Origin of the sequence: Salinisphaera orenii subsp. halophila YIM 95161, assembly GCF_003732545.1 — a bacterium.
Classification (GTDB): domain Bacteria; phylum Pseudomonadota; class Gammaproteobacteria; order Nevskiales; family Salinisphaeraceae; genus Salinisphaera; species Salinisphaera orenii_A.
The window spans coordinates 52,166-78,462 of sequence record NZ_AYKF01000002.1 but is presented as its reverse complement, the minus strand read 5'-3'; the positions used below and the strand labels follow the sequence as shown (position 1 = coordinate 78,462).

Annotated in this window: 23 protein-coding genes; 15 read left to right on the top strand and 8 right to left on the bottom strand. The window is 67.4% G+C overall.

The annotated features are described in order from the left end of the window. The first annotated feature begins 1 nt into the window (after position 1). Complete coding sequence (gene edd, locus SAHL_RS01540; RefSeq protein WP_123589663.1) at positions 2–1,882, top strand: phosphogluconate dehydratase; 1,881 nt, start codon at positions 2–4, stop codon at positions 1,880–1,882. Then, positions 1,879–2,514 (top strand): bifunctional 4-hydroxy-2-oxoglutarate aldolase/2-dehydro-3-deoxy-phosphogluconate aldolase, encoded by a 636-nt coding sequence (locus SAHL_RS01535; protein ID WP_123589662.1) that lies wholly within the window; start codon positions 1,879–1,881, stop codon positions 2,512–2,514. The genes edd and SAHL_RS01535 overlap by 4 nt, the downstream gene beginning before the upstream one ends. 864 nt (positions 2,515–3,378) lie before the next feature. Here the strand turns inward: SAHL_RS01535 and SAHL_RS01525 are convergent. Further along, positions 3,379–4,032: a DNA-3-methyladenine glycosylase family protein gene (locus SAHL_RS01525; RefSeq protein ID WP_123589660.1), complete on the bottom strand. Its 654-nt coding sequence runs from the start codon at positions 4,030–4,032 to the stop codon at positions 3,379–3,381. After that, entirely contained in the window at positions 4,032–4,670 is a 639-nt protein-coding gene (locus SAHL_RS01520) for an SDR family oxidoreductase (RefSeq protein ID WP_123589659.1), read from the bottom strand. The genes SAHL_RS01525 and SAHL_RS01520 overlap by 1 nt, the downstream gene beginning before the upstream one ends. 109 nt (positions 4,671–4,779) lie before the next feature. Between SAHL_RS01520 and SAHL_RS01515 the strand changes: the two genes are divergently transcribed. Continuing rightward, positions 4,780–5,472: a glutathione binding-like protein gene (locus SAHL_RS01515; protein ID WP_123589658.1), complete on the top strand. Its 693-nt coding sequence runs from the start codon at positions 4,780–4,782 to the stop codon at positions 5,470–5,472. A gap of 617 nt (positions 5,473–6,089) precedes the next feature. Beyond that, on the top strand, positions 6,090–6,920 hold the full coding sequence (locus tag SAHL_RS01510) for a hypothetical protein (protein ID WP_184947153.1): 831 nt from the start codon (positions 6,090–6,092) through the stop codon (positions 6,918–6,920). A 44-nt stretch (positions 6,921–6,964) separates the two neighbouring features. On the opposite strand, the gene SAHL_RS01505 is transcribed toward SAHL_RS01510, so the two are convergent. Then, positions 6,965–8,055 (bottom strand): IS3 family transposase gene (locus tag SAHL_RS01505; protein WP_123589657.1). Its coding sequence is split into 2 segments (ribosomal slippage): positions 6,965–7,803 and positions 7,803–8,055, totalling 1,092 coding nucleotides; the frame shifts between segments, so codons are not numbered across the junction. Between the two features lie 226 nt (positions 8,056–8,281). Here SAHL_RS01505 and map point away from each other — a divergent pair. The 4 genes from map to SAHL_RS01485 all read left to right on the top strand — a co-directional run bounded on the left by map (position 8,282) and on the right by SAHL_RS01485 (position 13,055). Next, entirely contained in the window at positions 8,282–9,040 is a 759-nt protein-coding gene (gene map, locus SAHL_RS01500) for a type I methionyl aminopeptidase (protein ID WP_123589656.1), read from the top strand. Positions 9,041–9,492: 452 nt separating this feature from the next. Next, positions 9,493–9,960: a (2Fe-2S)-binding protein gene (locus SAHL_RS01495; protein ID WP_123589655.1), complete on the top strand. Its 468-nt coding sequence runs from the start codon at positions 9,493–9,495 to the stop codon at positions 9,958–9,960. Then, a complete protein-coding gene (locus SAHL_RS01490; protein ID WP_123589654.1) occupies positions 9,957–12,179 on the top strand; it encodes a xanthine dehydrogenase family protein molybdopterin-binding subunit in 2,223 nt (740 codons plus the stop codon). Before SAHL_RS01495 ends, SAHL_RS01490 begins: the two co-directional genes overlap by 4 nt. A 441-nt stretch (positions 12,180–12,620) precedes the next feature. Then, positions 12,621–13,055, top strand: a complete 435-nt coding sequence (locus SAHL_RS01485) for a hypothetical protein (protein WP_123589653.1) — start codon at positions 12,621–12,623, stop codon at positions 13,053–13,055. 203 nt (positions 13,056–13,258) lie between these two features. Here the strand turns inward: SAHL_RS01485 and ilvB are convergent, their stop codons facing one another. Continuing rightward, the gene (gene ilvB / locus SAHL_RS01480) at positions 13,259–15,103 is read right to left on the bottom strand and encodes a biosynthetic-type acetolactate synthase large subunit (RefSeq protein ID WP_123589652.1); all 1,845 of its coding nucleotides are present in this window, start codon (positions 15,101–15,103) and stop codon (positions 13,259–13,261) included. Positions 15,104–15,253: 150 nt separating this feature from the next. On the opposite strand from ilvB, the gene ilvN reads away from it, so the two are divergent. The 7 genes from ilvN (at position 15,254) to SAHL_RS01445 (ending at position 21,236) form a co-directional block, all read left to right on the top strand. After that, positions 15,254–15,781, top strand: a complete 528-nt coding sequence (gene ilvN / locus SAHL_RS01475) for an acetolactate synthase small subunit (RefSeq protein WP_123589651.1) — start codon at positions 15,254–15,256, stop codon at positions 15,779–15,781. A 66-nt stretch (positions 15,782–15,847) separates the two neighbouring features. After that, the gene (ilvC, locus tag SAHL_RS01470) at positions 15,848–16,864 is read left to right on the top strand and encodes a ketol-acid reductoisomerase (protein ID WP_123589650.1); all 1,017 of its coding nucleotides are present in this window, start codon (positions 15,848–15,850) and stop codon (positions 16,862–16,864) included. 56 nt (positions 16,865–16,920) lie between these two features. Next, positions 16,921–17,592, top strand: coding sequence for a phosphatidylserine decarboxylase (locus tag SAHL_RS01465; RefSeq protein WP_123589649.1), 672 nt, complete (start codon positions 16,921–16,923; stop codon positions 17,590–17,592). 44 nt (positions 17,593–17,636) lie between these two features. Further along, positions 17,637–18,410 (top strand): CDP-alcohol phosphatidyltransferase family protein, encoded by a 774-nt coding sequence (locus SAHL_RS01460; RefSeq protein WP_123589648.1) that lies wholly within the window; start codon positions 17,637–17,639, stop codon positions 18,408–18,410. Between the two features lie 287 nt (positions 18,411–18,697). Continuing rightward, on the top strand, positions 18,698–19,498 hold the full coding sequence (locus SAHL_RS01455) for a uracil-DNA glycosylase (RefSeq protein ID WP_123589647.1): 801 nt from the start codon (positions 18,698–18,700) through the stop codon (positions 19,496–19,498). Beyond that, a complete protein-coding gene (gene rimI, locus SAHL_RS01450) occupies positions 19,495–19,971 on the top strand; it encodes a ribosomal protein S18-alanine N-acetyltransferase (protein WP_123589646.1) in 477 nt (158 codons plus the stop codon). The genes SAHL_RS01455 and rimI overlap by 4 nt, the downstream gene beginning before the upstream one ends. Beyond that, positions 19,968–21,236, top strand: a complete 1,269-nt coding sequence (locus tag SAHL_RS01445; protein WP_123589645.1) for an MFS transporter — start codon at positions 19,968–19,970, stop codon at positions 21,234–21,236. The genes rimI and SAHL_RS01445 overlap by 4 nt, the downstream gene beginning before the upstream one ends. A gap of 530 nt (positions 21,237–21,766) precedes the next feature. Here SAHL_RS01445 and SAHL_RS01440 read toward each other — a convergent pair. From SAHL_RS01440 to SAHL_RS01425, 4 genes are read right to left on the bottom strand one after another with little or no spacing between them, the layout of a single operon-like run. After that, a complete protein-coding gene (locus tag SAHL_RS01440; protein ID WP_184947150.1) occupies positions 21,767–22,333 on the bottom strand; it encodes an NUDIX domain-containing protein in 567 nt (188 codons plus the stop codon). A 2-nt stretch (positions 22,334–22,335) separates the two neighbouring features. Next, positions 22,336–24,339: a transglutaminase TgpA family protein gene (locus SAHL_RS01435; RefSeq protein WP_123589644.1), complete on the bottom strand. Its 2,004-nt coding sequence runs from the start codon at positions 24,337–24,339 to the stop codon at positions 22,336–22,338. Then, positions 24,336–25,298, bottom strand: a complete 963-nt coding sequence (locus tag SAHL_RS01430; protein WP_123589643.1) for a DUF58 domain-containing protein — start codon at positions 25,296–25,298, stop codon at positions 24,336–24,338. The genes SAHL_RS01435 and SAHL_RS01430 overlap by 4 nt, the downstream gene beginning before the upstream one ends. Beyond that, the gene (locus SAHL_RS01425; RefSeq protein ID WP_123589642.1) at positions 25,295–26,248 is read right to left on the bottom strand and encodes an AAA family ATPase; all 954 of its coding nucleotides are present in this window, start codon (positions 26,246–26,248) and stop codon (positions 25,295–25,297) included. The genes SAHL_RS01430 and SAHL_RS01425 overlap by 4 nt, the downstream gene beginning before the upstream one ends. Positions 26,249–26,297 lie beyond the last annotated feature (49 nt).

Genomic DNA, 26,297 nt, shown 5'->3' with positions numbered 1-26,297 from the left:
AGTGATGAGCCTGAACCCCGTGATCGCCGCCGTGACCGAACGCATCGTCCGCCGCAGCCGCGACAGCCGGCGCGAGTATCTGGCGAAGATCGAGCACGCCAAACGCGTCGGCCCGCACCGCGGTCGCCTGTCCTGCGGCAATCTCGCCCACGGCTTCGCGGTCAAGGACCGGCCCGGCAAGGAGGCGCTGGCCGGCGACCGGCGCGCGAACATCGGCATCGTGTCGGCCTACAACGAGATGCTGTCGGCGCACGAACCGCTGGGCGCGTTCCCGCCCTTGATCAAGGAGGCCGCCTGGAACGCCGGCGGCGTCGCCCAGTTCGCCGGCGGCGTGCCGGCGATGTGCGACGGCGTGACCCAGGGCCAGCCGGGCATGGAGCTGGCGCTGTTCTCCCGCGACACCATCGCCATGGCCACCGCGATCGCGCTCACGCACAACATGTTCGACGCGGCGCTGTGTCTGGGCGTCTGCGACAAGATCGTGCCGGGGCTGATGATCGGTTCGCTGTCCTTCGGCCATCTGCCGGTGATCTTCGTGCCGGGCGGGCCGATGACCTCGGGGCTGTCGAACAAGGTCAAGTCGCAGATCCGCCAGCAATTCGCCGCCGGTGAGATCGGCCGCGACGAGCTGCTCGAGGCCGAATCGCAGTCCTATCACTCGCCGGGCACCTGCACCTTCTACGGCACCGCCAACTCCAACCAGCTGCTCATGGAGTTCATGGGCCTGCACCTGCCCGGGTCGTCGTTCGTCAATCCGGGCACGCCGCTGCGCGACGCGCTCACGCGGGCGGCGGCCGAGCGCGCGCTGCGGATCACCGAAATGGCCGACGACTACCGCCCCATCGGCCGCATCGTCGACGAGAAGACGCTGGTCAACGGCATCGTCGGCCTGCTGGCCTCCGGCGGCTCCACCAACCACACGATGCACATCGTGGCCATGGCGCGGGCGGCCGGCGTCGTCATCGACTGGAGCGACTTCGCCGAAATCTCGGCCGCGGTGCCGTTAATGGCGCGGGTCTATCCCAACGGCACGGCCGACGTGAACCACTTCGCCGCGGCCGGTGGCATCCAGTTCATGATCCGCGAACTGCTGGCGGCCGGGCTGCTGCACGACGACGTCTCCACCGTGGTCGGCGACGGGCTGCATCGCTATACCCAGGAGCCGTTTCTGGAGGACGGCGCGCTCGTCTGGCGCGAGGGCGTGGCGACGAGCCACGACACGGACGTGCTGCGCGGCGTGGCCGAGCCGTTCGCGAGCACGGGCGGTCTGCGCGTGCTCCAGGGCAACCTTGGCCGCGGCATCGTCAAGATATCGGCGGTCGAAAAGGAACACCGCACGCTGCGGGCGCCGGCGCGGGTCTTTGCCAGCCAGGAACACGTGCTCGCCGCCTATCAGGCCGGCGAGCTCGAGCGCGACACCGCCATCGTGGTCATCAATCAGGGCCCGCGGGGCAACGGCATGCCCGAACTGCACAAGCTCACGCCCTCGCTCGGCGTGCTGCAGGACAAGGGCTATCGGGTCGCGCTCATCACCGACGGGCGCATGTCCGGCGCCTCCGGCAAGATTCCGGCGGCGATCCAGATCACGCCCGAGGCGCGGCTCGGCGGGCCGATCGGGCGCATCCGCGACGGCGACATGATCGCGTTGGACGCCGAAGCCGGCGCGCTGAGCGTCGAGGTCGACGACGCCGAGCTGGCAGCCCGCGAGCCGACCGTCTTCGACGACGAACCCGAAACCGAATTTGGCTTCGGCCGTGAGTTGTTCGCGGTGTTCCGCCGCAACGTCGGCTCGGCGGAGGAGGGCGCCTGTGCGCTGCTCGACGCCCAGCCGGCCGCGGCCGACACGCGCACCACGGCACGCGAATCGGAGCCGGCCGAATGAGATACGACGCCACGCGTGAGGTGATGACGATCGCGCCGGTGATTCCGGTCGTGGTCGTGCCCGACGCGGCGTCCGGCGTGGCGATCGCGCGGGCGCTGGTGACCGGCGGCATCCGCGTCATCGAGGTCACGCTGCGTACCGCGGCCGGCCTGGCCGCGATCGAAGCGATCGCGGAACGGGTCGACGGCATCTGCGTGGGCGCGGGTACGGTCTGGACGCCGGCCCAGGCGCAGCAGGCCATCGATGCGGGCGCCGAGTTCATGGTCTCGCCCGGCATCGCCGACGCAGTCAACGCGGTGGCGCAGTCACGCGATATCGCCTATCTGCCCGGCGCGCAGACGGTGAGCGAGATCGCGCATCTGACGCGCCAGGGCGCGACCGCGACCAAGCTGTTCCCGGCCTCGGTCGTCGGCGGACCGGCGGCGATCAAGGCGTTCGCCAGCGTGTTGCCCGACGTCGTGTTCTGTCCGACCGGCGGGATCACCGAAGATACGGCGGCCGATTATCTGGCCTTGGATTGCGTGCCTTGTGTGGGCGGGAGCTGGCTGGTTTCGGCCGACGCCGTCGAGGCGGCTGACTGGGGCGCTATTCGGGCGGCCGCCGAGCGGGCTTGCCTTTTGGGTGATCGCTGATTGGGTGTGAGGGGCGGGGCTCGTGGTCGTGGATCGAGCATACGGTGGCGGAAGACGGGGGAGTTCGAACCGGTGAGCGCCCAAAGGCTCGCTGATTGCGCCTGCGAGTTCTGAATACACGATAATGGTTTGATCGGATTAGGGTTTCGCGCTGCTGCGCGAGTCACTTTCATTTGCTTGTCCAAATGAAAGTAACCAAAGCAAACGACACCCTCTCTCGCGTCGGCGCTACGCGCCGATACCCTGCGCTGCTCGCCCGGCCGGGGCGCAGCCGGAACTCGCCGCGCTGCGCGCGACTTAGACACCCGGCTGCTTCATCCCCGTCCGTGCTGCGCTGTTCGGCGCTTCGCCAAGGGATTCAATACAGACAAGCTCGCTATCGCTCGCTCAAGGTCACGTACTTTTGTTCCTGTAGGTCGGCTCAGCCGAAGGCGTAAGCCGACAGGAACGCAAGTGCAGTCAGTAGCCGAAGCGCAGTAGCGCATTAAGACTCAACGCCTGCGCCTGGCCCGCCGCCTGTATTCCGCCCCGTCAGTGCAGCGACGGAGAGGCGTAGTGGCGACGGGTGTCCGGCGCACAGCGCCGGTGCGGCAAGCTGTTTGAGCATCGCCAAAGCGATGCGAGTTTTTGCCGCATCCCGTCGCCGCTGCGCATCGGAGTGAACCGGCGTAGCCGGCGCTGTGCCGGGTGTCTTTTCCTTTGCTTCCTTTCGTTTGGACAAGCAAACGAAAGGGAGTCGCACGGCAGTGCGAAACAAAAGGTACGACAAACTCGTGAGCGCAGACACAGTGGTGGCCTGGAAGTCGCGAGCTCTGAATCGATCCGGCGGTGTCGTGCACGGGCGCAAGCGGTCCCAAACTAAAGCTACAACTCCGTAGCCCGCCACATATACCAACTCCCCACCGACCGATACGGCCGCCAGATCTCGCACTCGCGTTCGAGCTGCTTGGGCTTGGGCAGCTCCTCTCGCCCGTAGGTGATCGCGTAACCCTTGCGTACGCCCAGGTCGTGGATGGGCATGACGTCCGGCCGGCCGAGGTGGAACAGCAGCAGCATCTCCACTGTCCAGCGGCCGATGCCACGGATCGCGGCATAGCCCTCGATGAGTTCGGCGTCGTCGTAGTCGTCGATGCGGGACTCGTCGGGCAGTTCGCCGGCCAGCTTCGCCGCGGCCAGGGCCTGCAGGCTGAGCATCTTGTTCCGCGACAGGCCGGCACCGCGCAGGGTCTCGTCGGATGCCGCCGCGATGCGTTCGGCGCCCGGCGTGTCGCCGCCGCCGAGTGCATCGAGCAGTCGCCGATGGATCGTGCCCGCAGCCTTGCCGGACAGCTGCTGATAGACGATTGCGCGCATTAGCGAGTGGAAGACGTCCGGTGCTGCGGTAGTGCTCGGCGCATAGGGCCCGACGCGCGCGATGAGCGCGCCGAGCACCGGATCGGCGGCCGCGAGGTGCGCCATGGCCGCGTCGGGGTCGAAGGCCAGCTTCGTCGGCCGGGGGTCGTGCGCGCGCTCGGCCATCAGACGCCGCGAACGGCTTTCTCGACAGGCGTGTCGCCGGCCAGCAACTCGAAGCTGCGGCCGACGGTGTTGGGCGAACTGAGCACGGTGTAGAGTACGTCGGCCACGTCATCGCGCGGTACTTCACCGTAGCGGTTCAGCGTCTTGGCGATGGCCACGCGCCCCGTGCCTGCGTCGTCCGTCAGCCGGCCCGGGCGCACGATTGTGTATTCCAAATCGGTCGAGCGCAGATGGTCGTCGGCCGCCTTCTTTGCCGCGAAATAGTGCTGCATGTGTTCCGGCCCGTTCTCGGGCGTGTCGGCGTTCATGGACGAGACGATCACGAAGCGGCGTACGCCGGCTGCCACGGCCTGGTCCATGATCGAGATCGCGCCGTTGCGGTCCACGTCCTCGGTCTTTTCCGGCGGCGTTTCTGCGCCCGAGCCGGCTGTGAACACCACGGCGTCGCAGCCATCGAGTGCCTCGCTTACGTCGCCCTCGATGTCACCGATTACCACCTCGGTCGCGCCGAGCGACTGCATTTCGGCGCGCTGGGTGGCGTGACGGATCATCGCGCGGGTCGTGTGTTCGGTGCCGTTCATCACGCGCACGAGCCGCTGTCCGATCTGGCCGTGGGAACCGACAATCAATACATGCATGGCGCACTCCTTCGCCGGGGTGGCGGGTTGGCCGGGTTGAAAAGCGTCGTCATCTAGACAACGTTAGGCCGTGTTCGGATCCACACAAGCCGCAAGGCAAGGACACACCATGATCGATCTCTACACCTGGACCACGCCCAACGGCCACAAGGTCCACATCATGCTTGAGGAAATCGGGCTGGAATACACGGCCCACCCGATCAACATCGGCAAGGGCGACCAGTTCGGCGAGGACTTCCTTAAGATCAGCCCCAACAACAAGATCCCGGCGATGGTCGACCAGGACGGCCCGAACGGCAAGCCGTACGCGATGTTCGAATCCGGCGCCATGCTCATCTACCTGGCCGAAAAGACCGGCCGCCTGCTGCCGGAGGACACGGTCAAGCGCCACGACGTCATGCAGTGGCTCATGTTCCAGATGGCCAGCGTCGGCCCCATGCTCGGCCAGGCGCACCACTTCAACCGTTATGCGCCGGAAAAGATCGAGTACGCCGTCAAGCGCTACGAAAACGAAGCCAACCGCATCTACGGCGTCATGGACCGCCGGCTGGCGGAGCACAAGTTCCTGGCCGGCAACGACTACTCCATCGCCGACATCGCCACCTGGCCGTGGCTGCGCAGCGCCGAGACCCAGGGCGTGAACATCGATGACTACCCGAACGTCCGCCGCTGGTTCGAGATGATCGGCGACCGCGACAACGTCAAGGCCGGCTTGCGCGTGCTGCAGGACCACAAGACCGACCTGACTGACAACGAGGCCTTCGAGAACATGTTCGGTAACAAGCAGTACGAAAAGCGTTGATGCGCCGAGCCCGTCCGCGGGCAACGTGACGAAACCGAGCGTTTAATCAGGAAAGCCCGCTTCGCGCGGGCTTTCTTGTGTCGGTCACGTGTGCGTGCGATATTCGGCACCGGGAGTCGAGTCATGCTCAGCGATCAATAAGGGGTGGGGCGACAATTTGGTCATGCCGGAAGGTTGACCTAACACACCTTTTGCCTCTAATACGCGCAAATCAAAGAGGCGTTATGGCGCTATGTAGAGAAGGCCGATGCGTGTTAGATAGACAGTTGTCGTCGAATCGGCGTTAAACAACACTCGGATTTAGAGGCGCATTCGACGAATTTAGGGTAGGAAAAGCCGCAAAAGCATGATAATTACGAAGTGACAGCGAGCTGGCGCATAACGAAGTTGATGCGACATCACGCAGCCACTTCGGTCTTCGGACTTTCGAGTCTTTATCTGCTTAATCGACGCTAGCGATCTGGGAGTCGTCCAGTGTCGTCTAACAGCCCGTTGAAGCGGACGCTATTTACTTCATAGGATGTTTTATGAAACGTGGCACTCAGGTAGGGCGTGCTATGGGCCAGTTTGTGCCTGACGCCGCTTAACTGGGTGGCGTTAGCTCTTAAGAAATAAATATGGCCAAAAGCGAATCGAAAAAATGCTTCGTAGTCACGCCAATTGGAACGGACGGTTCCGCGGTGCGTCGTTCCGCGGACGGACTGATCGACACTGTTATCGAGCCCGCGTGTAAAGCGCTCGACCTCACGGTGTACGTCGCTCACCGAATCGATACGCCAGGATCGATTACTAGCCAAGTTATTGAGCATCTACTAGAGGACGAGCTCGTGATCGCCAATTTGACGACGCTAAATCCTAACGTGATGTACGAATTGGCCGTCAGGCATTCCGCCAGACTTCCTGTCATTTCGTTAGCTGAGGAAGGCACTCACCTTCCTTTTGATATTTCCGACGAGCGAACCATTTTTTATGTAAATGATATGGCCGGTGTTAGAAAGCTCGCTCCTGCGTTGGAAGGTATGGCGAAGGCGGCGCTTGGCGACTCTGAACCGGACAACCCCGTATACAGAGCTGCTAAAAGCAAAGTCATGAAAGACTTGCAGCCGCAGGGGGATTTCCAAACTTACATGCTGGAAAGATTAGATCGGTTCGAAAGTCTTCTGCAACACCAAGCCGTCGAATCTGCCGCAGTAACCTCGCTAGATGAAACGCTAAAGACGGTTCGCCGAATTGAACGAGAATTTTCGTTAGATGAAAAGCACGACTTAGTCGTATACGAAACAGCACAGGCCATGTGGGGAGCGATCGAATCCGTAATGGAAAGGATAGTGATGGAGCTCCAGCATTCAGAGGATGAGTGTTCAGCACGCTGTCTAACCTTGATCAGAGAAATCGAATCAGCGGCTTTGAATTTTAAGGAACGCCCGTATCGAACTGGCGGGGGCTAGTTGGTATGGTAATCCCCCATTTTTAACGCGAGCCAAAAGTGGAGCTAAGCGGCTATGCCCAATTTCTGCTTGGGCGTGATGCCGCCGAGTGCCATGTTCGGGCGCTCGTTATTGTAAGTCCAGAGCCATTCGGTCGCCGCGTTCTGAACGTCAGCGATCGATTCGAACAGGCATTGGCTTAGCCAATCGGTTCGAACCGTGCGGTTGTAACGCTCGACGTAGGCATTCTGCTGGGGTTTGCCGGGCTGGATGTATTGCAGCGTGATGCCGTGCTTTTCGGCCCAGGCGGTCAATGGTCCGCTGATGTATTCCGGACCGTTGTCACAGCGGATCGACTTGGGTTTGCCGCGCCATTCGATGATCTGCTCCAGACTGCGGATGACACGTGCCGACGGCAGCGACAGGTCGACTTCGATCCCCAGGCCTTCCCGGTTGTAGTCGTCGATGACGTTGAACAACCGGAAGCCACGGCCATCGCTCAGCTGGTCGTGCATGAAATCCATGGACCAGATCTGGTTGATGGCCTCGGGGGGCTTCGCCAGTTTATCCGGGATCTTGCGTCGCAAGCGCTTGCGCGGTTTGATCCGCAGATTCAGTTCAAGCTCGCGATAGATCCGATACACCCGCTTGTGGTTCCAGCCGAAGCCTTTGACGTTGCGCAGGTACAAAAAGCACAAGCCAAAACCCCAGCGGCGATGCGTCTCGGTCAGACGCATCAGCCAGTCCGCGATCTCGGCGTTTTCATCCGATAATCGGGGCTGGTAGCGATAGCATGTGGCACTGATCGAAAAGGCGGCACAGGCCAGACGGATACTCAAGCTACGCTCGGCCACACTGCGTTGGGCCATCTCGCGGCGGCGAGATGGCCTTACCACTTTTTTGTGAGCGCATCCTGGACGATCTCGGCCTTGAGCCGTTCTTCGGCATACATCTTCTTGGGCCGCCGGTTTTCGTCCTCGATCTCTTTCATGCGGGCCATGAGCGAGGCGTCCATGCCGCCGTACTTGCTGCGCCACTTGTAGAACGTGGCTGAGCTCATGCCGTGTTCACGACAAAGCTCTGGCACCGGCGTGCCGGCCTCGGCTTGTTTCAGGATGGCCAGGATCTGGCTGTCGGTGTAGCGAGATTTCTTCACGGGAACCTCCTCGGTTCAGGGTACGAGAACATTCCACTTCTGACCCGCGTTAATTCTTGGGAGGATTACCGTCCGACCTCGTCTGCCATAAGAGGAAGAAAAGGGGTCAGACACGATTAGGAGCGCCACGAATTTCTGAGCTAACGCCGAGAGTCTCGGTACCTGTGTACGGCGTCCAGCTAAAGCACTCGGTATCATTAGGGTTTCGAGCGCCTTCAAAACTCCAATGACCATCGAGAATCAACACGACCTTGACGCCATTCTCGCCATCGGTCGCATCGTCGCTGAAATCTGCGACGCCATGCTGGCCTCGGTCGAACCCGGTATGACGACCGCCGAACTGGATGAACTCGGCGGGCAGATGCTGTCGCGCCTCGGGGCGACGTCGGCGCCGATGAGCTGCTACGACTTCCCGGGTTTTACCTGCATCAGCGTGAACGAAGAGGCCGCACATGGCGTGCCCGGCGCCCGGGTGATCGGCGCGGGCGATATCGTGAATGTCGATGTGTCGGCCGAGCGCGACGGCTATTTTGCCGATACGGGCGGTACCACGGTGGTTGCCCCCGTGGCCGAGGCGAACGCGTCGCTATGTGGGGCCGCCGAGCTGGCGTTAGAGCGTGCGCTGGCCGAGGTGCGGGCGGGCGCGCGGATCAACAGGATCGGTAAGACCATCGAGCGCGTGGCGAAATCGCATCGCTTGAAGGTGATCGAGAATCTCGCCGGCCACGGCCTCGGCCGGTCGCTGCACGAAGCGCCGGAGAGCATTGTCGGTTTCTACGATCGTAAGGATCGCCGCCGGCTGGGGTACGGGCAGGTGATCGCGGTGGAGCCGTTTCTGTCGACGCGCAGCACGTTCGTATCGGAAACGGATGACGGCTGGACGCTGGACGGCGATCCGGACAGCCGCTCGGCCCAGTTCGAACACACCGTGATCGTGACCGACGGCGCGCCGATCGTTGCCACGCAGGGGCGGACAGCCGCTTAGCTCCTTCGCTCGAAGGAACCAGGGTCCGGCCCGACCTATGTGCCGAAGACGCCTGTAAACGTATCCGTGTCCGGCCGGGCGGGGGTCGTTGCGCGGCACCCCCAGTGGCGGTCGGATATTGGCCGTGTCATCCAAACTTCCACCAGCGGCATTAGGTACGCGGCACTTCAGGCGCTCTTCCCTCGGGCACACGCGCTTGAGGGTTGCCGGTTGCCGCGCTCGCCCGCGACCCGGTGCCGCTCGATACGCGATGGCATGGCGTCCGAAGCGGCAGCACGGCGGCTCGTACCGGCTGGCGTTTCGGCGAGTGGCGTGCCACCGTTCGCGTGGCGCTGGCCGGTGCGTGCGAGGATGCGCCGATAACGCACTGCAACCCCAGGCGCGCCCGCTCGTATACGTGCCGAAGGACAGCGGCGCGGACCACGTGGCCGCGCGATGCCCCGGAGACTTCGATGGCCCAGTTCACGCTTCGCGTCAATGACGAGACCCGCGAGGTCGATGTGGCGCCCGAAACGCCGTTGCTGTACGTGCTGCGCAACGAGCTCGGCCTCACCGCGACCCGCTACGGCTGTGGCAAGGCGCAGTGCGGCGCCTGCATGGTGGTGATGGACGGCGAGGCCACGCCGTCGTGCGTGGTGCCGGTCGTGGCCGCGGCCGAGCAGCCGATTCTGACGCTCGAGGGGCTGGCCGACGGCGATCGGCTCGATCCGTTGCAGCAGGCCTTCATTGACGAACAGGCGGTGCAGTGCGGTTTCTGCATCACCGGCATGATCATGTCGGCCCACGCGCTGCTCGAGCGTACCCCGCGGCCCTCGCGAGCCGCGATCAAGCAGGCGCTTGCCTCCAATCTCTGCGGCTGCGGTACGCACCGGCGCATCGTGAACGCGGTGGAGCGGGCCGCCGAGCGGAGGTCCGCATGAACACGCCGACGCTTTCACGCCGCCATTTTCTCCAGGGCGCGGGTGCGCTACTGGTGGGCTTCAATTTTGCGGGCGGGCCGCTCGCGCTGGCGGCGCGCACCGTCGAACCGCGCGCCGCAATCGACAAGCCGCTGGGCACGGATCGGGTGCATGCATGGCTGGCGGTGACCGATGACGGCCGTGTCATCGTCTACAGCGGCAAGGTCGAGCTCGGCACCGGGGTGGAAACCGCGCTGCGTCAGATCGTGGCCGATGCGCTGGCCGTGCACTTCGATACCACCGAGATCGTGCAGGGCGATACGGCGCTGACGCCGGATCAGGGATACACCGCCGGCAGCAAGACGATCCAGCAGGGCGGGGCGCGTCTGCGCGCGGCGGCGGCCACGGCGCGCGGACTGCTGCTGGCCAAGGCCGCGGACCGGCTCGACGTGGCGTCGTCCCGGCTGGTCGCCGCCGACGGAGAGATCCGTGTCGACGGCGACAAGTCGCGCGTGCTGCGTTACGCCGACCTCATCGACGAGGCCGGCTTCGACGCGCCGGTCGATTCCGACGCCGAGGCGCCCGAGGCGCGGCGTTTCGTCGGCCGATCCGTGCCGCGCGTGGATATTCCCGACAAGGTCGCCGGCCGTTTCAATTATCTGCAGGACCTGCGGCTTGCGGATATGTGGCACGCCCGGGTGGTGCGTCCGCCGACGACCGGTACGGTCCGCACGCCCGCCGTGGCGTCCATCGACCGCGATAGCGTCGGCAAGAACGTCGAGATCGTCCAGCGCGGCGCGTTCGTGGCGGTGGCCGCGGCCACGGAATGGGCGGCGATGCAGGCGGCCGACGATCTGTCGGTGCAGTGGGCGGATCTCGAGCCGATGCCCGACGCCGATACGCCCTTCGCCGCCTTCGATGCGGCGGCGGGTACGGGGCGCGTGAGCGCCGAAGCCGGTGACGTGGAGGCCGCGCTCGGCGACGGCGACGACGTCCTCTCGGCGGAGTACGACTGGCCGTTCCAGATTCACGATTCGATCGGGCCGTCCTGTGCGCTCGCGGATGTGCGCGAGGACAGCGCCACCATCTGGTCCGCCACCCAGGGCGTCTACCCGTTGCGCTCGGCGCTGGCGGACCTGCTGGATCGCGACGAGCGCGCCGTGCGGGTGATCTATGTCGAGGGCTCCGGCTGCTACGGCCACAACGGTGCGGACGACGTGGCCGCGGATGCGGCGCTGGTGTCGCAGGCCATCGGGCGCCCCGTGCGGCTGCAGTGGAGCCGGGCCGACGAACACGGCTGGGCGCCCAAGGGGCCGGCGATGCGCATGCAACTGCGCGGGCGGGTGAAGGACGGCCGCGTCGCGGCCTGGGCGTTCGAGAATCTCACGCCGTCGCATCTCACGCGGCCCGGCGGCGGGGCGGGCGCGCGCAATGTGCTGGCCGGCAATCTTGTGCACGGCACGCACGCGAGCGACCGCTATGTCGGCGGCGACCGCAACGCGCCGGCCGACTATCGGTTCGACGCCTATCGGGTGAGCACGCGCTGGGTGGATGTGGCCGACGCCCTGCTGCGCTGCTCCGCGCTGCGCACGCTCGGGGCGATCCAGAACAGCTTCGCCAACGAATCGTTCATCGACGAGCTGGCCGCGGCGGCCGAGCGTGATCCGGTGGCGTTTCGGCTGGACCATCTCGACGATCCGCGCGCCCGTGCCGTCATCGAGACCGTCGCCGATCGCGCCGGCTGGCAGGCGCGCGTGTCGCCGCAGCGCCGTGAAGACAGCGCGCCGACGCCGCGGACCGGCCGCGGCATGGCCTTTGCGCGCTACGAGAACGAATTCGCCTACGTGGCTGTGGTTGCCGAAGTGGAGGTGAGCGACGGCGACGGCATCCGGGTGCGCCGGGTCGTGGTGGCCCACGACTGCGGCCTGATCGTGAACCCCGACGGGCTGGAGAACCAGATCGAGGGCAACGTGATGCAGGCGGTCGGTCGCACGCTGAAGGAGGCGGTGACGTGGGATCGGACCGGCGTGACCAGTCTCGACTGGGCCGGCTATCCGATCCTGACCTTTCCGGAGATGCCCGAGGTCGAGATCGCGCTCATCGACCGGCCGGACCAGCCCTCCACCGGTGCCGGCGAACCGGCGTCCGTGCCGATCCCGGCGGCGATCGCGAACGCGGTGTTCGACGCCACCGGTCAGCGTCTGCGCGCCGTGCCGCTGCGCTGGAACGGTTCGGCCTGACGCGAAAATCCGGCCGCGGGTAGTCTCGAACCCGGTCGAGCCGAGCTGCGTCCACGTCCAGATGTCACACCGTCGTGTCGATACGCACCGTTGCGATGGCGGCAAGCCGCGCTCGACCGGCCCGGCGGCGGTCGTCTCGCGTCATCCGCCGTCGCAATGAACCCGCCCGATGACCGATTCCGCGGTCCTCGGTGCCCAGGCTGCAGCGCGGCCGCGCCTCCCGGCGTTGGATAATGGACTGCGAACGGGGCCGCGGGAGTCGGGTCGGCGGCGCGCCGGCTTCGCCGTTGGCCGACGGCCCGCTCGCTGGGACGGCCAGAGGCCAATGCGTGAGCGGATGTGTTCCACGTCCCGTATGGTGTGGCGCGTGTTCATGCCCCGGGCCGATCCGGGGAACGCCGGTCGGGCCATCACTGACGAAGGGAGACGCTGTCGCACGCCATGAGCAATCTATCCAGAATCGCCGCCGTCGTGGGCGGGCTCGTGCTGCTCGGGATACTCGGGCTGGTCGGTTTCGTGGTGGCGCCGTATGTGTTCGGCGACACGCCGGAGAAGGACGGTGTGCTCGACAAGGTGTCCGCGCAGCTCAATGCGGGCCTGCCGACGCGCGTGGACGAAGGCACGCGGCTGGACGATACGTCGGTCGCCGACGATACGCTGCAGTACAACTACACGATCCTGCCGGCGTTCGCCGACCGTATCGATCGCGAGACGTTTCCCGCCGATCAGGAAGCCGCGATCCGGCGGACGATATGCGAGAAGGCGCGTCTCCGGGGGCTGATGAAGCGGGACTTCCGCGTGGCGTACCGGTATCGGCTCGACGACGGTACGACGCTGGGCGAGATCACGGTGGCGCGGGCCGACTGCGGGGGCTGAAGCCGGCGCCTGCATCGGCGCGAGTACGGCCGGTGTCGTTCATCCGAGGTCGAGTCCACCTGCGCTGCGGGCCGGCCGCGTCCGTTTGACCATGGGCGCGAACACGCCAGCGAGAACGGGATTGCCACCGTAGGCGCCCCTAAACGAAGCAGGCGGCGCCGTATGACGCCGCCTGCCCGAGCCGCCGGCTTCGAGAATAAGCCCTAGAACATCTCCGAGGCGTCGATCTCGCGTTCGTCGCCGGAAGCACCGTGGCGATTGTTGATGTGATCGCCGGTGATCATTTCCTTGTAGCTCTTGCCGGGGCCGACCATCGGGTAGACGCCGGCGTCCGGGTCGACCATGACTTCGAGGAAGGCCGGGCCCTGGAAGTTCAGGAACGCCTCGATCACCTGGGCCATGTCCGCCGGATTGCTCAGGCGTTCGGCGAACTCGAAGCCGTCGGCCTGGGCGGCCTTGACGAAGTCCTTCTTGTGCAGCGACTTGTCCGAGGCCGACAGGCGGCCCTTGAAGAACAGCTTCTGCCACTGCTTGACCATGCCGTCGCCGTTGTTATTCAGCACGACGACCTTCACCGGCAGGTTGTAGGTGGTCACGGTCTCCAGCTCGCCGATGTTCATGCGGATGGAGGCGTCGCCGTCGATGTCGATGACGAGCTTGTCGCGCCGCGCGAACGCCGCGCCGATGGCCGCCGGCAGGCCGAAGCCCATGGTCCCCATCGAGCCGGAGGTCAGCCACAGCCGCGGTTCGCGGAAGTCGAAGTACTGGGCCGCCCACATCTGGTGCTGGCCGACGCCCGTGGCGATGACCGCGCGCCCCTCGGTGTGCCGGTTGATCTCCTCGATGACGGCGTAGGGCTGGATGAGCGCCGTGTCGCGGGCGTAGTTCATCGCGTAGTCGCGCTTGAGCTTCGTGACGTGCTCGTGCCACGTCGAGAAATCGCTCGAGAAGCCGTTCTCGCGACCGTAGGCCAGCAGCCGCGAGAGGCTCGGCGAGAACAGGCCCACGTGATGCCAGTCCACGCTCTTGACCTTGTTGATCTCCGAAGCGTCGGCGTCGAAGTGGGCGATGGCCTTGGCGCTCGGCGCGAAGCGCTCGGGCACGCCGGCCACGCGGTCGTCGAAGCGCGCGCCCACCGCGATCAGGAAGTCGCAGTCCTCGACCGCATAGTTGGCGAAGGCGGTGCCGTGCATGCCGAGCATGTGCATCGACAGGGCGTCGGTGGTGTCGAAGGCGCCGATGCCCATCAGCGTGGTCGTCACCGGGATGCCGAAGGCCTGGGCCAGCGCCCGCAGCTCGTCGGCGGAGTCGGAGTTGATCACGCCGCCGCCGGCGTAGATGAGCGGGCGCTCGGACTCGGCCAGCAGGCGGAAGAACACCGCGCACTTGTCGTCGCTGAGCGGGCTGGCGCGCAGATCGCGCATGCGCTGGCGATAGCCGGGCACGGGTAGCAGGCCCTGGCCGGAGAAGCGCTGCTCGATGTTCTGGACGTCCTTGGGCACGTCGATGACCACCGGGCCGGGCCGGCCGGAGCGGGCGATCTCGAACGCCGTGCGCACGGTGGCCTCCAGCTTCTCCGGGTCCGTGACCATGAACACGTGCTTGGCCGCGCTGCTCATGATGTTGGACACCGGCGCCTCCTGGAAGGCGTCCGTGCCCACGGCGGCGCGCGCGACCTGGCCGCAGATCAGCACGATCGGCACCGAGTCGGCCATGCAGTCGCGAATGGGCGTGACGCAGTTGGTCGCGCCCGGGCCGGAGGTGACCATGGCCACGCCCACCTTGCCGGAGGCGCGCGCGTAGCCGGCGGCCATGAAGCCCGCGCCCTGCTCGTTGGCGGGCACGATCAGCGGCATCTGGCCGGGGTTGTCCTCGTTGTAGCGGAAGATGGCGTCGTAGGTCGGCAGGATGGCGCCGCCCGAATAGCCGAAGATGGTGTCCACGCCCTCGTCGGCCAGCACCTGTACGATCGTGTCCGCACCCGAGAGGACGGTCCCGCTGAGCGGATGGGGATCGGTGGCGTGGACAGCGTGCTGGGCGTGGCTCATGGGTTCACCCTGAAACAGCGTGGAAAACCGCGAATTGTAGCGCAGTTCGCGGGCGTGTCGGTCATCCGGTTCGCAGTGTGGTTGATTCACCCCGATATTGGGCGTATTTTGCGCGCTTTGCACGCGCACGCGGCGACCGCGGGACCAGCCATGCGACACGTCATTTCCGTTCTGATGGCCAACGAGGCCGGGGCACTCGTTCGCGTGGCGGGCATGTTCTCGCAGCGTGGCTTCAACATCGAGACCCTCAACGTGGGGCCGACCGAGGACGCCACCGTGTCGCGCCTGACGCTGGTCACCCACGGCACCGAGGACGTCGTCGAGCAGATCAATCGCCAGCTGCTCAAGCTGGTGGATGTGATCGACGTGCTCGACATGACCGGCGACGCCCATCTGGAACGCGAGCTGGCGCTGATCAAGGTGCGCCCGCGCGAGGACGATGCCGCGATCGACGCGCTCGCCGAGCCCTACGACGTGGTCGAGCTCGTCGGCGACGCCGGCCAGCGCACGCTGCAGTTCGTGGGCTCGGGCGAATCGCTCAACACCTTCGTCGCCGCGCTCGAGGACGCCGGCGCGCTGGTGGAGCTGGCGCGCAGCGGTGCGGTCACCATGACCCCGGGCGACGCCGGCCTGCATTATGAACATGGCGCTTCGGGCAGCGACGACGCCACCTTTTAATCGACCAATCGCCGCGGCGTCCGAGGCCGTGGATGCCATACGCAAAGCAGGAGTACGACCTTGAGCATGAACGTTTATTACGACAAGGACGGTGACCTGTCCCTGATTCAGGGCAAGCAGGTGGCCATCATCGGTTATGGCTCGCAGGGCCATGCCCATGCCAACAACCTCAAGGATTCGGGCGTCGATGTCGTGGTCGGCCTGCGCGAGGGTTCTTCGTCGGCCAAGAAGGCCGAGAACGCCGGCCTGAAGGTCGCCAGCATCGCCGATGCGACGGCCAGCGCCGACGTGGTCATGATCCTGACCCCGGACGAGCATCAGGTCACGCTCTACAACGAGGTGATCGAGCCCAACATCAAGCAGGGCGCGACCATCGGTTTCGCGCACGGCTTCAACGTGCACTTCGAGCTGATCGAGCCGCGCGCCGATCTGGACGTGATCATGGTCGCGCCCAAGGGCCCCGGCCATCTCGTGCGCACCACCTACGAGAAGGGCGGCGGCGTGCCGAGCCTGATCGCCGTCTACAAGGACGTCTCCGGTCAGGCCAAGGACGTGGCCCTGGCCTACGCCGTGGCCAACGGCGGCGGCCGGGCTGGCGTGATCGAGACCACCTTCCAGGCCGAGACCGAGACCGACCTGTTCGGCGAGCAGTCCGTGCTCTGCGGCGGCACCATCGCGCTCATCCAGGCCGGCTTCGAGACGCTGGTCGAGGCCGGCTACGAGCCGGAGATGGCGTATTTCGAGTGCCTGCACGAGGTCAAGCTCATCGTGGACCTGATCTACGAGGGCGGCATCGCCAACATGCGTTACTCGATCTCGAACACCGCCGAGTACGGCGACATCTCCCGCGGTCCGCGTCTGATCACGGATGAAACCAAGGCCGAGATGCGTCGTATTCTGGAAGAGATCCAGTCGGGATCGTTCGCGCGCGAGTTCATCGCCGAGCACCAGGCCGGCAGCCCCATGCTCAAGGCCGGGCGACGCCGGGCCGCGGATTCGGAGATCGAGCGCGTGGGCGAGAAGCTGCGCGGCATGATGCCGTGGATCGCCAGCGACAAGATCGTCGATAAATCGCGCAACTGATCCGATCGGCCGGATCGCCATTTCGAGACTCGATCGCCCTCGGGCGGGACGGGGTTATGCGGCGCAAGACGCTGTTTCATATTGTGCCGGAAGGGTGGGCCGTGCTCACCGGACTGGCCGTGGCCTGCGCGCTCGTCAACGCGCTGTTCGGCGTTTGGGCGGCGCTGCCGCTGGCAGCGGCGGTTCTGTTCAGCATCCTGTACTTCCGGGATGCCCCGCGTAACGTGCCGGCCGAACCGCTGGCCGTGATCGCGCCGGTGGACGGAACCGTCGTCCACCGGCGCGAGGGCTACGACCCGTTTCTGGACCGCGAGGCGGTCAAGCTGTCGCTTCGGGTCGACGTCTTTGGGGCCTACTTCATGCGCTCGCCCGTGGAGGGCACCGTGCTGGAGGTCACCGGCGAGGCGGTCGACACGCTCGACGGCGTGGTCTCGCGCATCCGCACCGACGAGGGCGACGAGCTGGTGATCGTGATCCAGCACGGCTCGTTGTTCGGCACCCGCCCCTGCCGCAGCAACTACGGCGAGCGCGTGGGTCAGGGGCGCTGCTGCGGCATGCGCCGGCTGGCCCGCCGCGTGGACCTCTACCTGCCCGTGAATTCGCGTGTCGAGGTCGAACTGGGTGATCATGTGCGCGCAGGTGCCTGTGTGCTCGCCAAGCTGGTGCACAAGAAGGCGGCTCGCCCCACGGGCGCGGACGCGCCGCCGCCGGCCGCCCACCCGGCCTGATCATCCAGACCGGGCCCATCCCACGCCCGAGCAGGAGCCACGCGATGGCCGACGCCCCCGAAGAGACCGAGTCCGGCAGCCGACGCAAACGCGGCATCTATCTGCTGCCGAACCTGTTCACCACCGGCACGCTGTTCGCCGGCTTCTACGCCATCATCGCCGCGACCCAGGGGCGCTTCACGGTGGCGTCCATCGCCATCTTCGTGGCGATGCTCACCGACATGCTCGACGGCCGGGTGGCCCGGCTGACGCACACCGAAAGCGATTTCGGCATCCAGTACGACAGCCTCGGCGATCTGGTGGCCTTCGGGCTCGCCTCCGGACTGACCGCCTATCTCTACAGCCTGGACAGCCTGGCCTACTACAGCGACACCGCCGGCAAGCTCGGCTGGCTGGCCGCTTTCTTCTATATGGCAGCGGCCGCGCTGCGGCTGGCCCGGTTCAACATCACCCGCGGTGCGCCGGTCGAGAAGAAGACCTTCCTCGGCCTGCCGAGTCCGGCCGCCGCAGGGCTGCTCGTCGGCTTCGTGTGGGTGGGCGCGGACTTTGGCATCGACGGCAGCGCGCTGGTGCCGATCGTGTTCCTGCTGACCGTCGCCGCGGGCGTGCTGATGGTCTCGAACGTGCGCTATCAGAGCTTCAAGGATCTGAATTTCGGCGAACGTGTGCCGTTTCGCTACATCCTGATCATGCTCATCGTCTTCGTGCTGATCATCCTCGACCCGCCGCGGGTGCTGTTCCTCGCGTTCTTCGCCTACGCGGCTTCCGGTCCGTTCATGGCCGTGCGCCGCTGGAAGCTCAAGCGCCGCCAGGGCTAGGGTGGACAGGCCGTGCGGCGCGCGGCCGGCGCTGCGGGCCCGTCTTTGCAAGGCACGCCGGTTACGCCGCGTGGCCAAAGCGCCGGCTGTCGAGTCGCCGGTGCAGCCGTGATCGTGCGCTCGCGCAGGCACGCCGCCCGCCTCGATGGCCCGGACAAGCCCGCCGCGACACCGCGTGCGAACACCATACGGGTTGTCCACTCAGCGCCGGCACGCGGTGATGACGGCCGGTCGTGTGGCGGGCCCATGGCTGTCTTTTCCACTGCGAGCCGTTAGGCTATGACGTGATGGACTCAGATCATCGCAGCGCCTGTCTACGCGAACTCGGCCTGGTCGACTGGCGTGCGCGTGCCGACGGCCCGCTCGGCGGCGGAGCGCGCCAGCAGGCGCCGGCCGTGGACACGGCCGGCGAGAGCGAGCTGGCCCCGGACCAGGTCACCGCCGAAGCCGCGGAAGTGGCCGTCGACGTACAGACCGCACCCGCGCCACCGGCATCCGCCGCGCCGACGTCGCCCGCGTCGCCGTCCGGCATGGGCTGGGACGAGCTGGAGGCCTGGCTGACGACCCGCGATCATCGCGGCGCCCAGCGGCCCGTGTTCGGGGTCGGCGCGCGCGACGCGGACGTGCTCATCGTGGGCGAAGCGCCGGGCGCGCAGGAGGATGCCCAGGGCGTGCCGTTCGTCGGCCGCGCCGGCAAGCTGCTGGACCGCATGCTGTTCGCGATCGGCTGCTCACGCGAGACCAACGTCTACATCACCAACATCTGCAAGTTCCGCCCGCCCAACAACCGCGATCCGAACGCCGAGGAGGTCGCGGCGGACTGGCCGGTGCTGGAACGCCAGATCGAGCTGATGGACCCGACGCTGGTGGTCGCGGTCGGGCGCGTGGCCGCGCAGACGCTGCTGAATAGCGGCGACAGCCTCGGCAAGCTGCGTGGGCGCACCCACAAATACCCGCAGCGGGATCTGGACGTGCTCATCACCTATCATCCGGCCTTTCTGCTGCGCAGCCCGCAGATGAAGGCGCGCGCCTGGGCGGATCTCAAGCGGATCGCGGCCCGCATCGGCGCCGGTGGACGGACGGCGTGAGCGTCGAGCCGCAGCTGCTGATCGGCATCCGCGGCATGCGGGCGGGTGATGTGCCCGCGGTGCTCGCGATCGAGGAGGTGTCCTACGGCTACCCCTGGAACGAGCGCATCTTTCGCGACTGCCTGCGGGTGGGCTATCGCGGCTGGGTCGCGACCGACCTCGACGAGGCGGTGGTCGGCTACGCGCTGCTTTCCGTGGCGGTGGGCGAAGCCCACATCCTCAATCTCTGTGTGGCGCCGGATCTGCGCGGACAGCGCGTGGCCGAGCGTCTCGTCGAAGCCATGACGCGCCAGGCGCGCGCTGACAATGCCGAGGTGCTGATGCTCGAGGTCCGTCCCTCCAACAAGTCCGCCCGGCGTCTGTACAAGCGTCTCGGCTTCAAGCGCATCGCCACGCGGCCCGGCTACTACCCGGGCCCGGAGGGGCGCGAGGATGCGCTGCTGCTGTCGCGGCGACTCGTGGACCTGGCGTGAGCCGGGCGGCGACGGGTCGCGCCCAGCTCGGCTGGGCGCTCTACGACTGGGCGAACTCCGCCTTCGCGACCACGGTGGTGGCGGGCTTCTTCCCGATCTTCTTCAAGACCTACTGGAGCGCCGACCACGCGGCCGAGACGAGCACGCTGCAGCTCGGCGTGGGCAGCGCGCTGGCGAGCCTGATCGTGCTGTTCCTCGCCCCGCTGCTGGGCGCGATCGCCGATCGCAGCCGCCGCAAGAAACCCTGGCTTGCAGGCGTCACCGGGATCGCGGTGGCCGCCACCGCCGGCCTGTTCTTCGTCGGCGCGGGGCAATGGCTGGCCGCGCTCACGCTGTTCGTGATCGCCTCGACGGCTTTCTTTCTGGCCATGGTGTTCTACGACAGCCTGATCGTGGATGTGTGCGCGCCGGCCGATTACGACCGCGTGTCCGCGCTCGGCTACGGGCTCGGTTATCTTGGCGGCGGCCTGCTGCTGGCCGTGAACGTGGCGATGACGCTGTGGCCGGAGGTCTTTGCTTTGGCCGATCGCGCGGCGGCGGTGCGCTGGTCGTTTCTGAGCGTGGCGGTCTGGTGGGCGCTGTTCTCGTTGCCGGTCTTCCTGTTCGTCGACGAGAGCCGCGACGCGGATACTCCGAGCGCCACCCGCGCCATGCGCGAGGGACTCGCCGAACTGCGCCTGACCGCGCGCCGTATCTTCAGCGAAAAGCCGGTATTCACGTTTCTGATCGCCTACTGGCTGTATATCGACGGCGTGCACACGATCATCCGCATGGCGGTCGATTTCGGCCTCAACCTCGGCTTCGGCCAGACCAGCCTGATCACCGCCCTGCTGCTGGTGCAGTTCATCGGTTTTCCGGCCGCGATCGCCTTCGGCTGGCTGGCCTCGAAATGGGAGACCAAGAAGGCGATCTATCTCGGGCTGGCGGTCTATGCCGGCGTTACCGCCTGGGGCTATTTCCTGGCCTACGAGTGGCAGTTCTATGTCATGGCCGCGGTGATCGGGCTGGTGCAGGGCGGCGTGCAGTCGCTGTCGCGCTCCTACTTCGCGCGCCTGATCCCCGACGGGCGCGCCGGCGAGTATTTCGGCATCTACAACATGATGGGCAAGTTCGCCGCGGTGATCGGGCCGCTGCTGGTCGGCGCGACCGCGGCGCTGTCCGGCAGCGCGCGGCTGTCGATCCTGTCGGTGCTGGTGCTGTTCGTCGCCGGCGGCTGGCTGCTCACGCGGGTCGACGCGCGCGAGGCGCCGGGCGCGGCCGACTGAACGGCGCGTTCGTACCGCGTGGCCGCACCGTTGGGCGACGGCGTGCTCCACCTCGATACAGGCGATCGCGCCGCCCGATCCGGTCGCGCCTAGGTGTCGAACCGCGTGGCCGTTGTTGCCGTGACCCTGCCATCACATCGGTGAGGTGAGTGGCGACGGAGAAACTCCGCCTCGTCGGTCGGCCCACCGTGTCGTCGTGACGCGATGGTCGCGACCGAAGCCGCACTGGCGGGGAGCGCTCGGACCAGTCAACACGTCATGCAACCCGCGCCGGGCGCTGTTTCGCGGCACGGCGGCGCGTAGTGCGCGCCGTGCAGTCGCGTTGCGCCCGCGTGCGACAACGCTGGATTGCCGCACCTTGCTGATCTCATGGGGCGCCTGGGCCGACGGCTGGGTCGCCCAAGAAGAATCGACCCCGCGCGCCCTGCGGCGCGGCCAGGTTGAACGTGCTCGCCCCGATCGGCCACTCGCGTCGCGCCGACGCGATGCGCGGTCTCCAATGCGGCTGGCGAATAACGTGCCGACCGGTATTAGTTACCGCTGGCGTCGGTCGTCGGCGGTTGCTGCATCCAGGCCTGGACCGCGTCCGGCAGTTCGCGCGGCTGCGGGTCGTAGCCCTGGCCGCGCAGCCAGTCGCGCACCGCAAGCCCGGTGCCGCCGGGCCAGTATTCGGCCTCCGCGCGGGCGACGTGGCGGTATTCCGCCAGCTCCTCGTTGAGTTGGATCTCGCCTTCGCCGACGAGGTGATAGGCCAGCAGCAGCTGATTCTTGCGCGCGAAGCCGTAGACGCCGACGAAGGATTCGATGCGCGCGTCCAGGCTCAGCTCCTCGGCGACCTCACGCACCACGGCGTCCTCGGGCGCCTCGCGCGGTTCGAGAAAACCGGTGACCAGGCCGTACATGCCGGCCGGCCAGAGTGCGTTGCGGGCGAAGACCAGGGCGCCCTCGTGCTCGACGATGCCGGCGACCACCGGAATGGGGTTGTCCCAGAAGACATAGCCGCAGTCCGGGTCGGGGCACAGCGCGCGCTCGTGGTCGGCCAGAACGCGGCGTTCGAGCGGGCTGGCGCAGACGGGGCAGTAGCGGCGATTGTCCATGATCAGTCTCGGGGCTTGCGTGGGCGACGCGGATCGAAGGCGGCAGCGCGGGCGACGAACGCCTGCGTATCGGCGGATCCGGGATTGGCTGCATAACACAGCCGTATATAGCCTGCCACGATCGCACCCAGTTCGTCCGCGAGATCGGGGCGGGCACGCGCCACGCGCGCACCGTAGGCCTGCGGGCCCTCGTGGCGCGCCCGCGGGTAGCCCATGGCCGCCAGACGATCGCAGACGCGCTGCCACTGCCGGGTCACCGGATCGGCGGTGCGCCGTTGACGCATCCGCCAGCCGAGCCAGAGCGAGAGCAGGCCGAGCAGCACCGCCACACCGAAGGTCAGCGCGACGAGCGCGCCGCGCAGCCCGCCCAGACCGATACGCTCGAGCAGTCGCTGCTGCTGCTGCGGACCGTAGGCCAGAAACCAGCGGTTCCAGGCGGCGTTGACCCCGTCCCAGAGCATCTGCATCCGGTACCAGGCGCCGTCGTCGGCGCGCGCCATATAGGGCAGAGCCTGGCTGTCGGACAGCGAGCCCGCCACGCCGGCCTCGATGCGGCCGGGTGCGACCGCGGCCGTGGGGTCCACCCGCACCCAGCCCCGGCCGTCCAGCCACACCTCGCTCCAGGCGTGGGCATCGGAGTTGCGCACGACCCAGTAGTCGCCGACCAGCGCGCGCTCTCCGCCCTGATAGCCGGTCACCACGCGCGCCGGCACGCCGGCCGCGCGCATCAGGAAGGTGAACGCCCCGGCGTAGTGCTCGCAGAACCCTTCGCGGGTCTCGAACAGAAAATCGTCGATGCTGCTGTCGCGGCCGGTGCGCGCCGGGCTGAGGGTGTAATGGAAGGGGTGTTCGCGAAAATGCGTCAGCGCGCGGTCGACGATCCCCTGCGGCGTGTCGGCCTGTGCGCGCCAGCGGCGGGCGGTGGCACGGGCCCGCGGGTTGCCGCCGGCGGGCAGCCGTGTGGCCCGTTCGCGCGCGGCCGAGCCCAGCTGCGGATCGAGGCGGTAGGCCAGCGCCGAGCGGGCGTGATACCGAATGCGCTCGTCGATATCGTCCTCGGCGTGCAGCGTCGCCCCGGGCGACATGCGGCTGCGGTGATCCGTACCCAGCGGCACGTCGAGCGCGATCAGCCAGGGGTGGCGGGTGGCCTCCAGCGTGATGTCGGCGCGTACGATCGCGTCCGCCACGGGCCGAATGTCCGCGGCGGGCAGGGCATCGGCTGCGGGGCTGCCGCGCCAGGTGCCGTCGTCGAAATCCCAGAACACCGGCCCGCGCCAGTAGCGCGCCGGCGCCGGGGGCATGTCGCCGTCGGGAAAGCGCACGCGCAGGGCCACGGCGTCCGATGTCGCCAGCGACGAGATGCTGCCGGGCGACATGCGCTCCGACAGCCCGGTCGTCGCGCGGGCGCCGGCATCCGACGGCAGCCCCCAGAGCGGGCCCGGCACCCGCGGGAAGAGGACGAACAGCAATGCTGCCACCGGCAGCGCCTGCAGCAGCAGCCGTGCACTATGGGTGAACGCGCCGGTCGGCGCGATCTCGCTGCTGACATCGATGAACGCCGCGGTGATCAGCCAGGTGCCGATCACCAGATAGACCGCCATCGCCAGACTCTGGGAGAACAGGAACTGCGTGATCAGCAGAAAGGCGGTCAGCGACAGGAACACCATGGCATCCCGGTGGCTGCGTATCTCGCAGAGCTTGAGCGCGAGCAGCATCACCAGCAGCGAGACGCCGGCTTCCTGGCCGCTGATGCGTCCGAAGCCGGCGAGCACGCTGCCGAGCGCCGCCGCGGCCAGGGCGAACCGGATCAGGCGGCCGGGCAGCGGCCGCGACCGCCAGGCCGCCTGGGCCTGCCAGACGAGCAGGGTCGCCGCGATCGCGCTCACCCAGGGCGGCAGGTGAAACAGATGCGGCAGCGCCACCAGCGCCAGACAGCCCGTCAGCCGCAGACGCTGGCCCCGTGCGGGCGCCGGTGGCCAGCTCGCGGTCGTCGCCGCCCGGCTCACAGCAGGGCCAGCGCGCGCAGACAGGCCTCGCGGTGGCCGCGGCCGGCATCGGGCGTCAGCGTAGTCCCGGGCAGACGCAGGCCGTAGGTCAGGCCGTCGCGCTCCGCGTCGAGCACCCAGCGCGCGAGCTGCGACAGCCGTGCCTCCGGGTCGCGGGCGCCGGCGTGCGCGTAGTCGAGCCAGAGGGTGTTCGCGCTGCGCCGTGTGTGCTCGTGGACGAGCAAGCCGTCGGTGCGGGCGCTGGCCTTCCAGTCGATCTCCCGGAGCGAATCGCCGCGGATATACGGCCGATGACCCAGAAACTCGTCGTTGCCGCGGGCCGGGGCCGGCGTGGCGGCGTCACCGTCGTCGGCCGGTGCGGGTCTGGGCCGAGGGCCCACGGGCTGCGGATAGACCAGGGTCTGCGCGCTCGGCGCGAGCCAGCTCCAGGCCCGGAACAGTCCGAGCGGCACGATCGTCTCCACCCGCAGCCGTGGACACGCCAGGTGACCGCGGCGGGCGGCCGGCACGCTCAGCTGGAGATCGACCCGGCCGCCCGGCGCGATCACCGCGGCCAGATCCTCGCCCTCGATGCCGGGCGCGCTGATCCGGACGCCGCGACGGGCGCGCCGGGCCGTGTTGTCCAGGGTGATCGTGAAGCGTGCGTGGCCGCCGGCGAAGACCGGTGCGGCGCTGACCCGCGTCAGCACCAGCCCGAGCAGATTGCGATGGGCGTGATGCATGGAGACGAGCGCGATCGCGGCCAGCCAGAACGTCAGCGCGAAGCCGAGACTGTTGCTGTAGTTGGTGGCGCCCAGCAGCATCACCACCAGCAGGACGGCGAATATCGCGCCGCTGCGGGTCGGCAGGATGTAGAGTCGTCGTCGGCCGATCGTCATGGGTGTCGACCGGATCGGGGTGCGGCGGCGGATGAAGCCGGTGATCGCGGCCTCGATGCGGCGGCTGAACACGCCCGTCATCCGGCGATCGCGTCCACCTGCTCCAGCAGGATCGCCGAGGGCGTGCGGTCGCCGCCCTCGGTGGCGGTGAGTCGGTGATCGACGACCGCCGGCAGCACCGCCTGCACGTCCTCGGGCAGCACGAAGTCGCGCGCCGACAGCAGCGCCCACGCCTGGGCGGCGCGCCGCAGCGCCAGCCCGGCGCGCGGCGACAGCCCCTGGACGAACACGCCCTCCCGGCGGCTGAAGCGTAGCAGTCGCAGCAGGTAATCGAGCACCGCGTCCCGCGTGGTGACCGCGGCGACCGCGCGCTGCCACTGCGCCAGCACGGCGGCATCGATGACCGGCGCCAACGGTTCGGCTCGCTCGGTTCGCCCGGCCAGCAGGCGCTTTTCCTCGCCCAGCGGCGGATAGCCGAGCGTGATCCGCATGAGGAAACGATCCAGCTGCGAATCCGGCAGGTTGAACGTGCCGCTCTGGTCGACGGGATTCTGGGTCGCGATCACGGTGAAGGGGCGGCCGAGGTCGCGGGTGCGGCCCTCGATCGTGACCTGGCCTTCGGCCATGGCCTCGAGCAGGGCGCTCTGGGTGCGCGGACTGGCGCGGTTGATCTCGTCGGCGAGGACCATCTGGGCGAAGATCGGCCCCGGCGTGAAGCGGAAATCCGCGGCGTTGCGGTCGAATACGGAGACCCCGAGGATATCGCTGGGCAGCAGATCGCTGGTGAACTGCACGCGCGAGAACGACAGGCCCAGCGCCTGAGCGAGGCCGTGCGCCAGGGTCGTCTTGCCCACGCCCGGCACGTCCTCGATGAGCAGATGGCCCTCGGCGAGTACGCAGGCCAGCGCCTGATCGATCTGGCGCGGCTTGCCCAGCACCCGTGTCGCCAGCGCTTCGCGCACGCGCTGGAGGCCGTCGGCGATGGCGTCGTCGCGTCGAGCCGCACGCGCGGCCGTGTCTTGTGCGCTCATCGGCCGGTGCGCGCCGGACCGGCGAGGCCGAACGTGTCGCAGGGTGCGT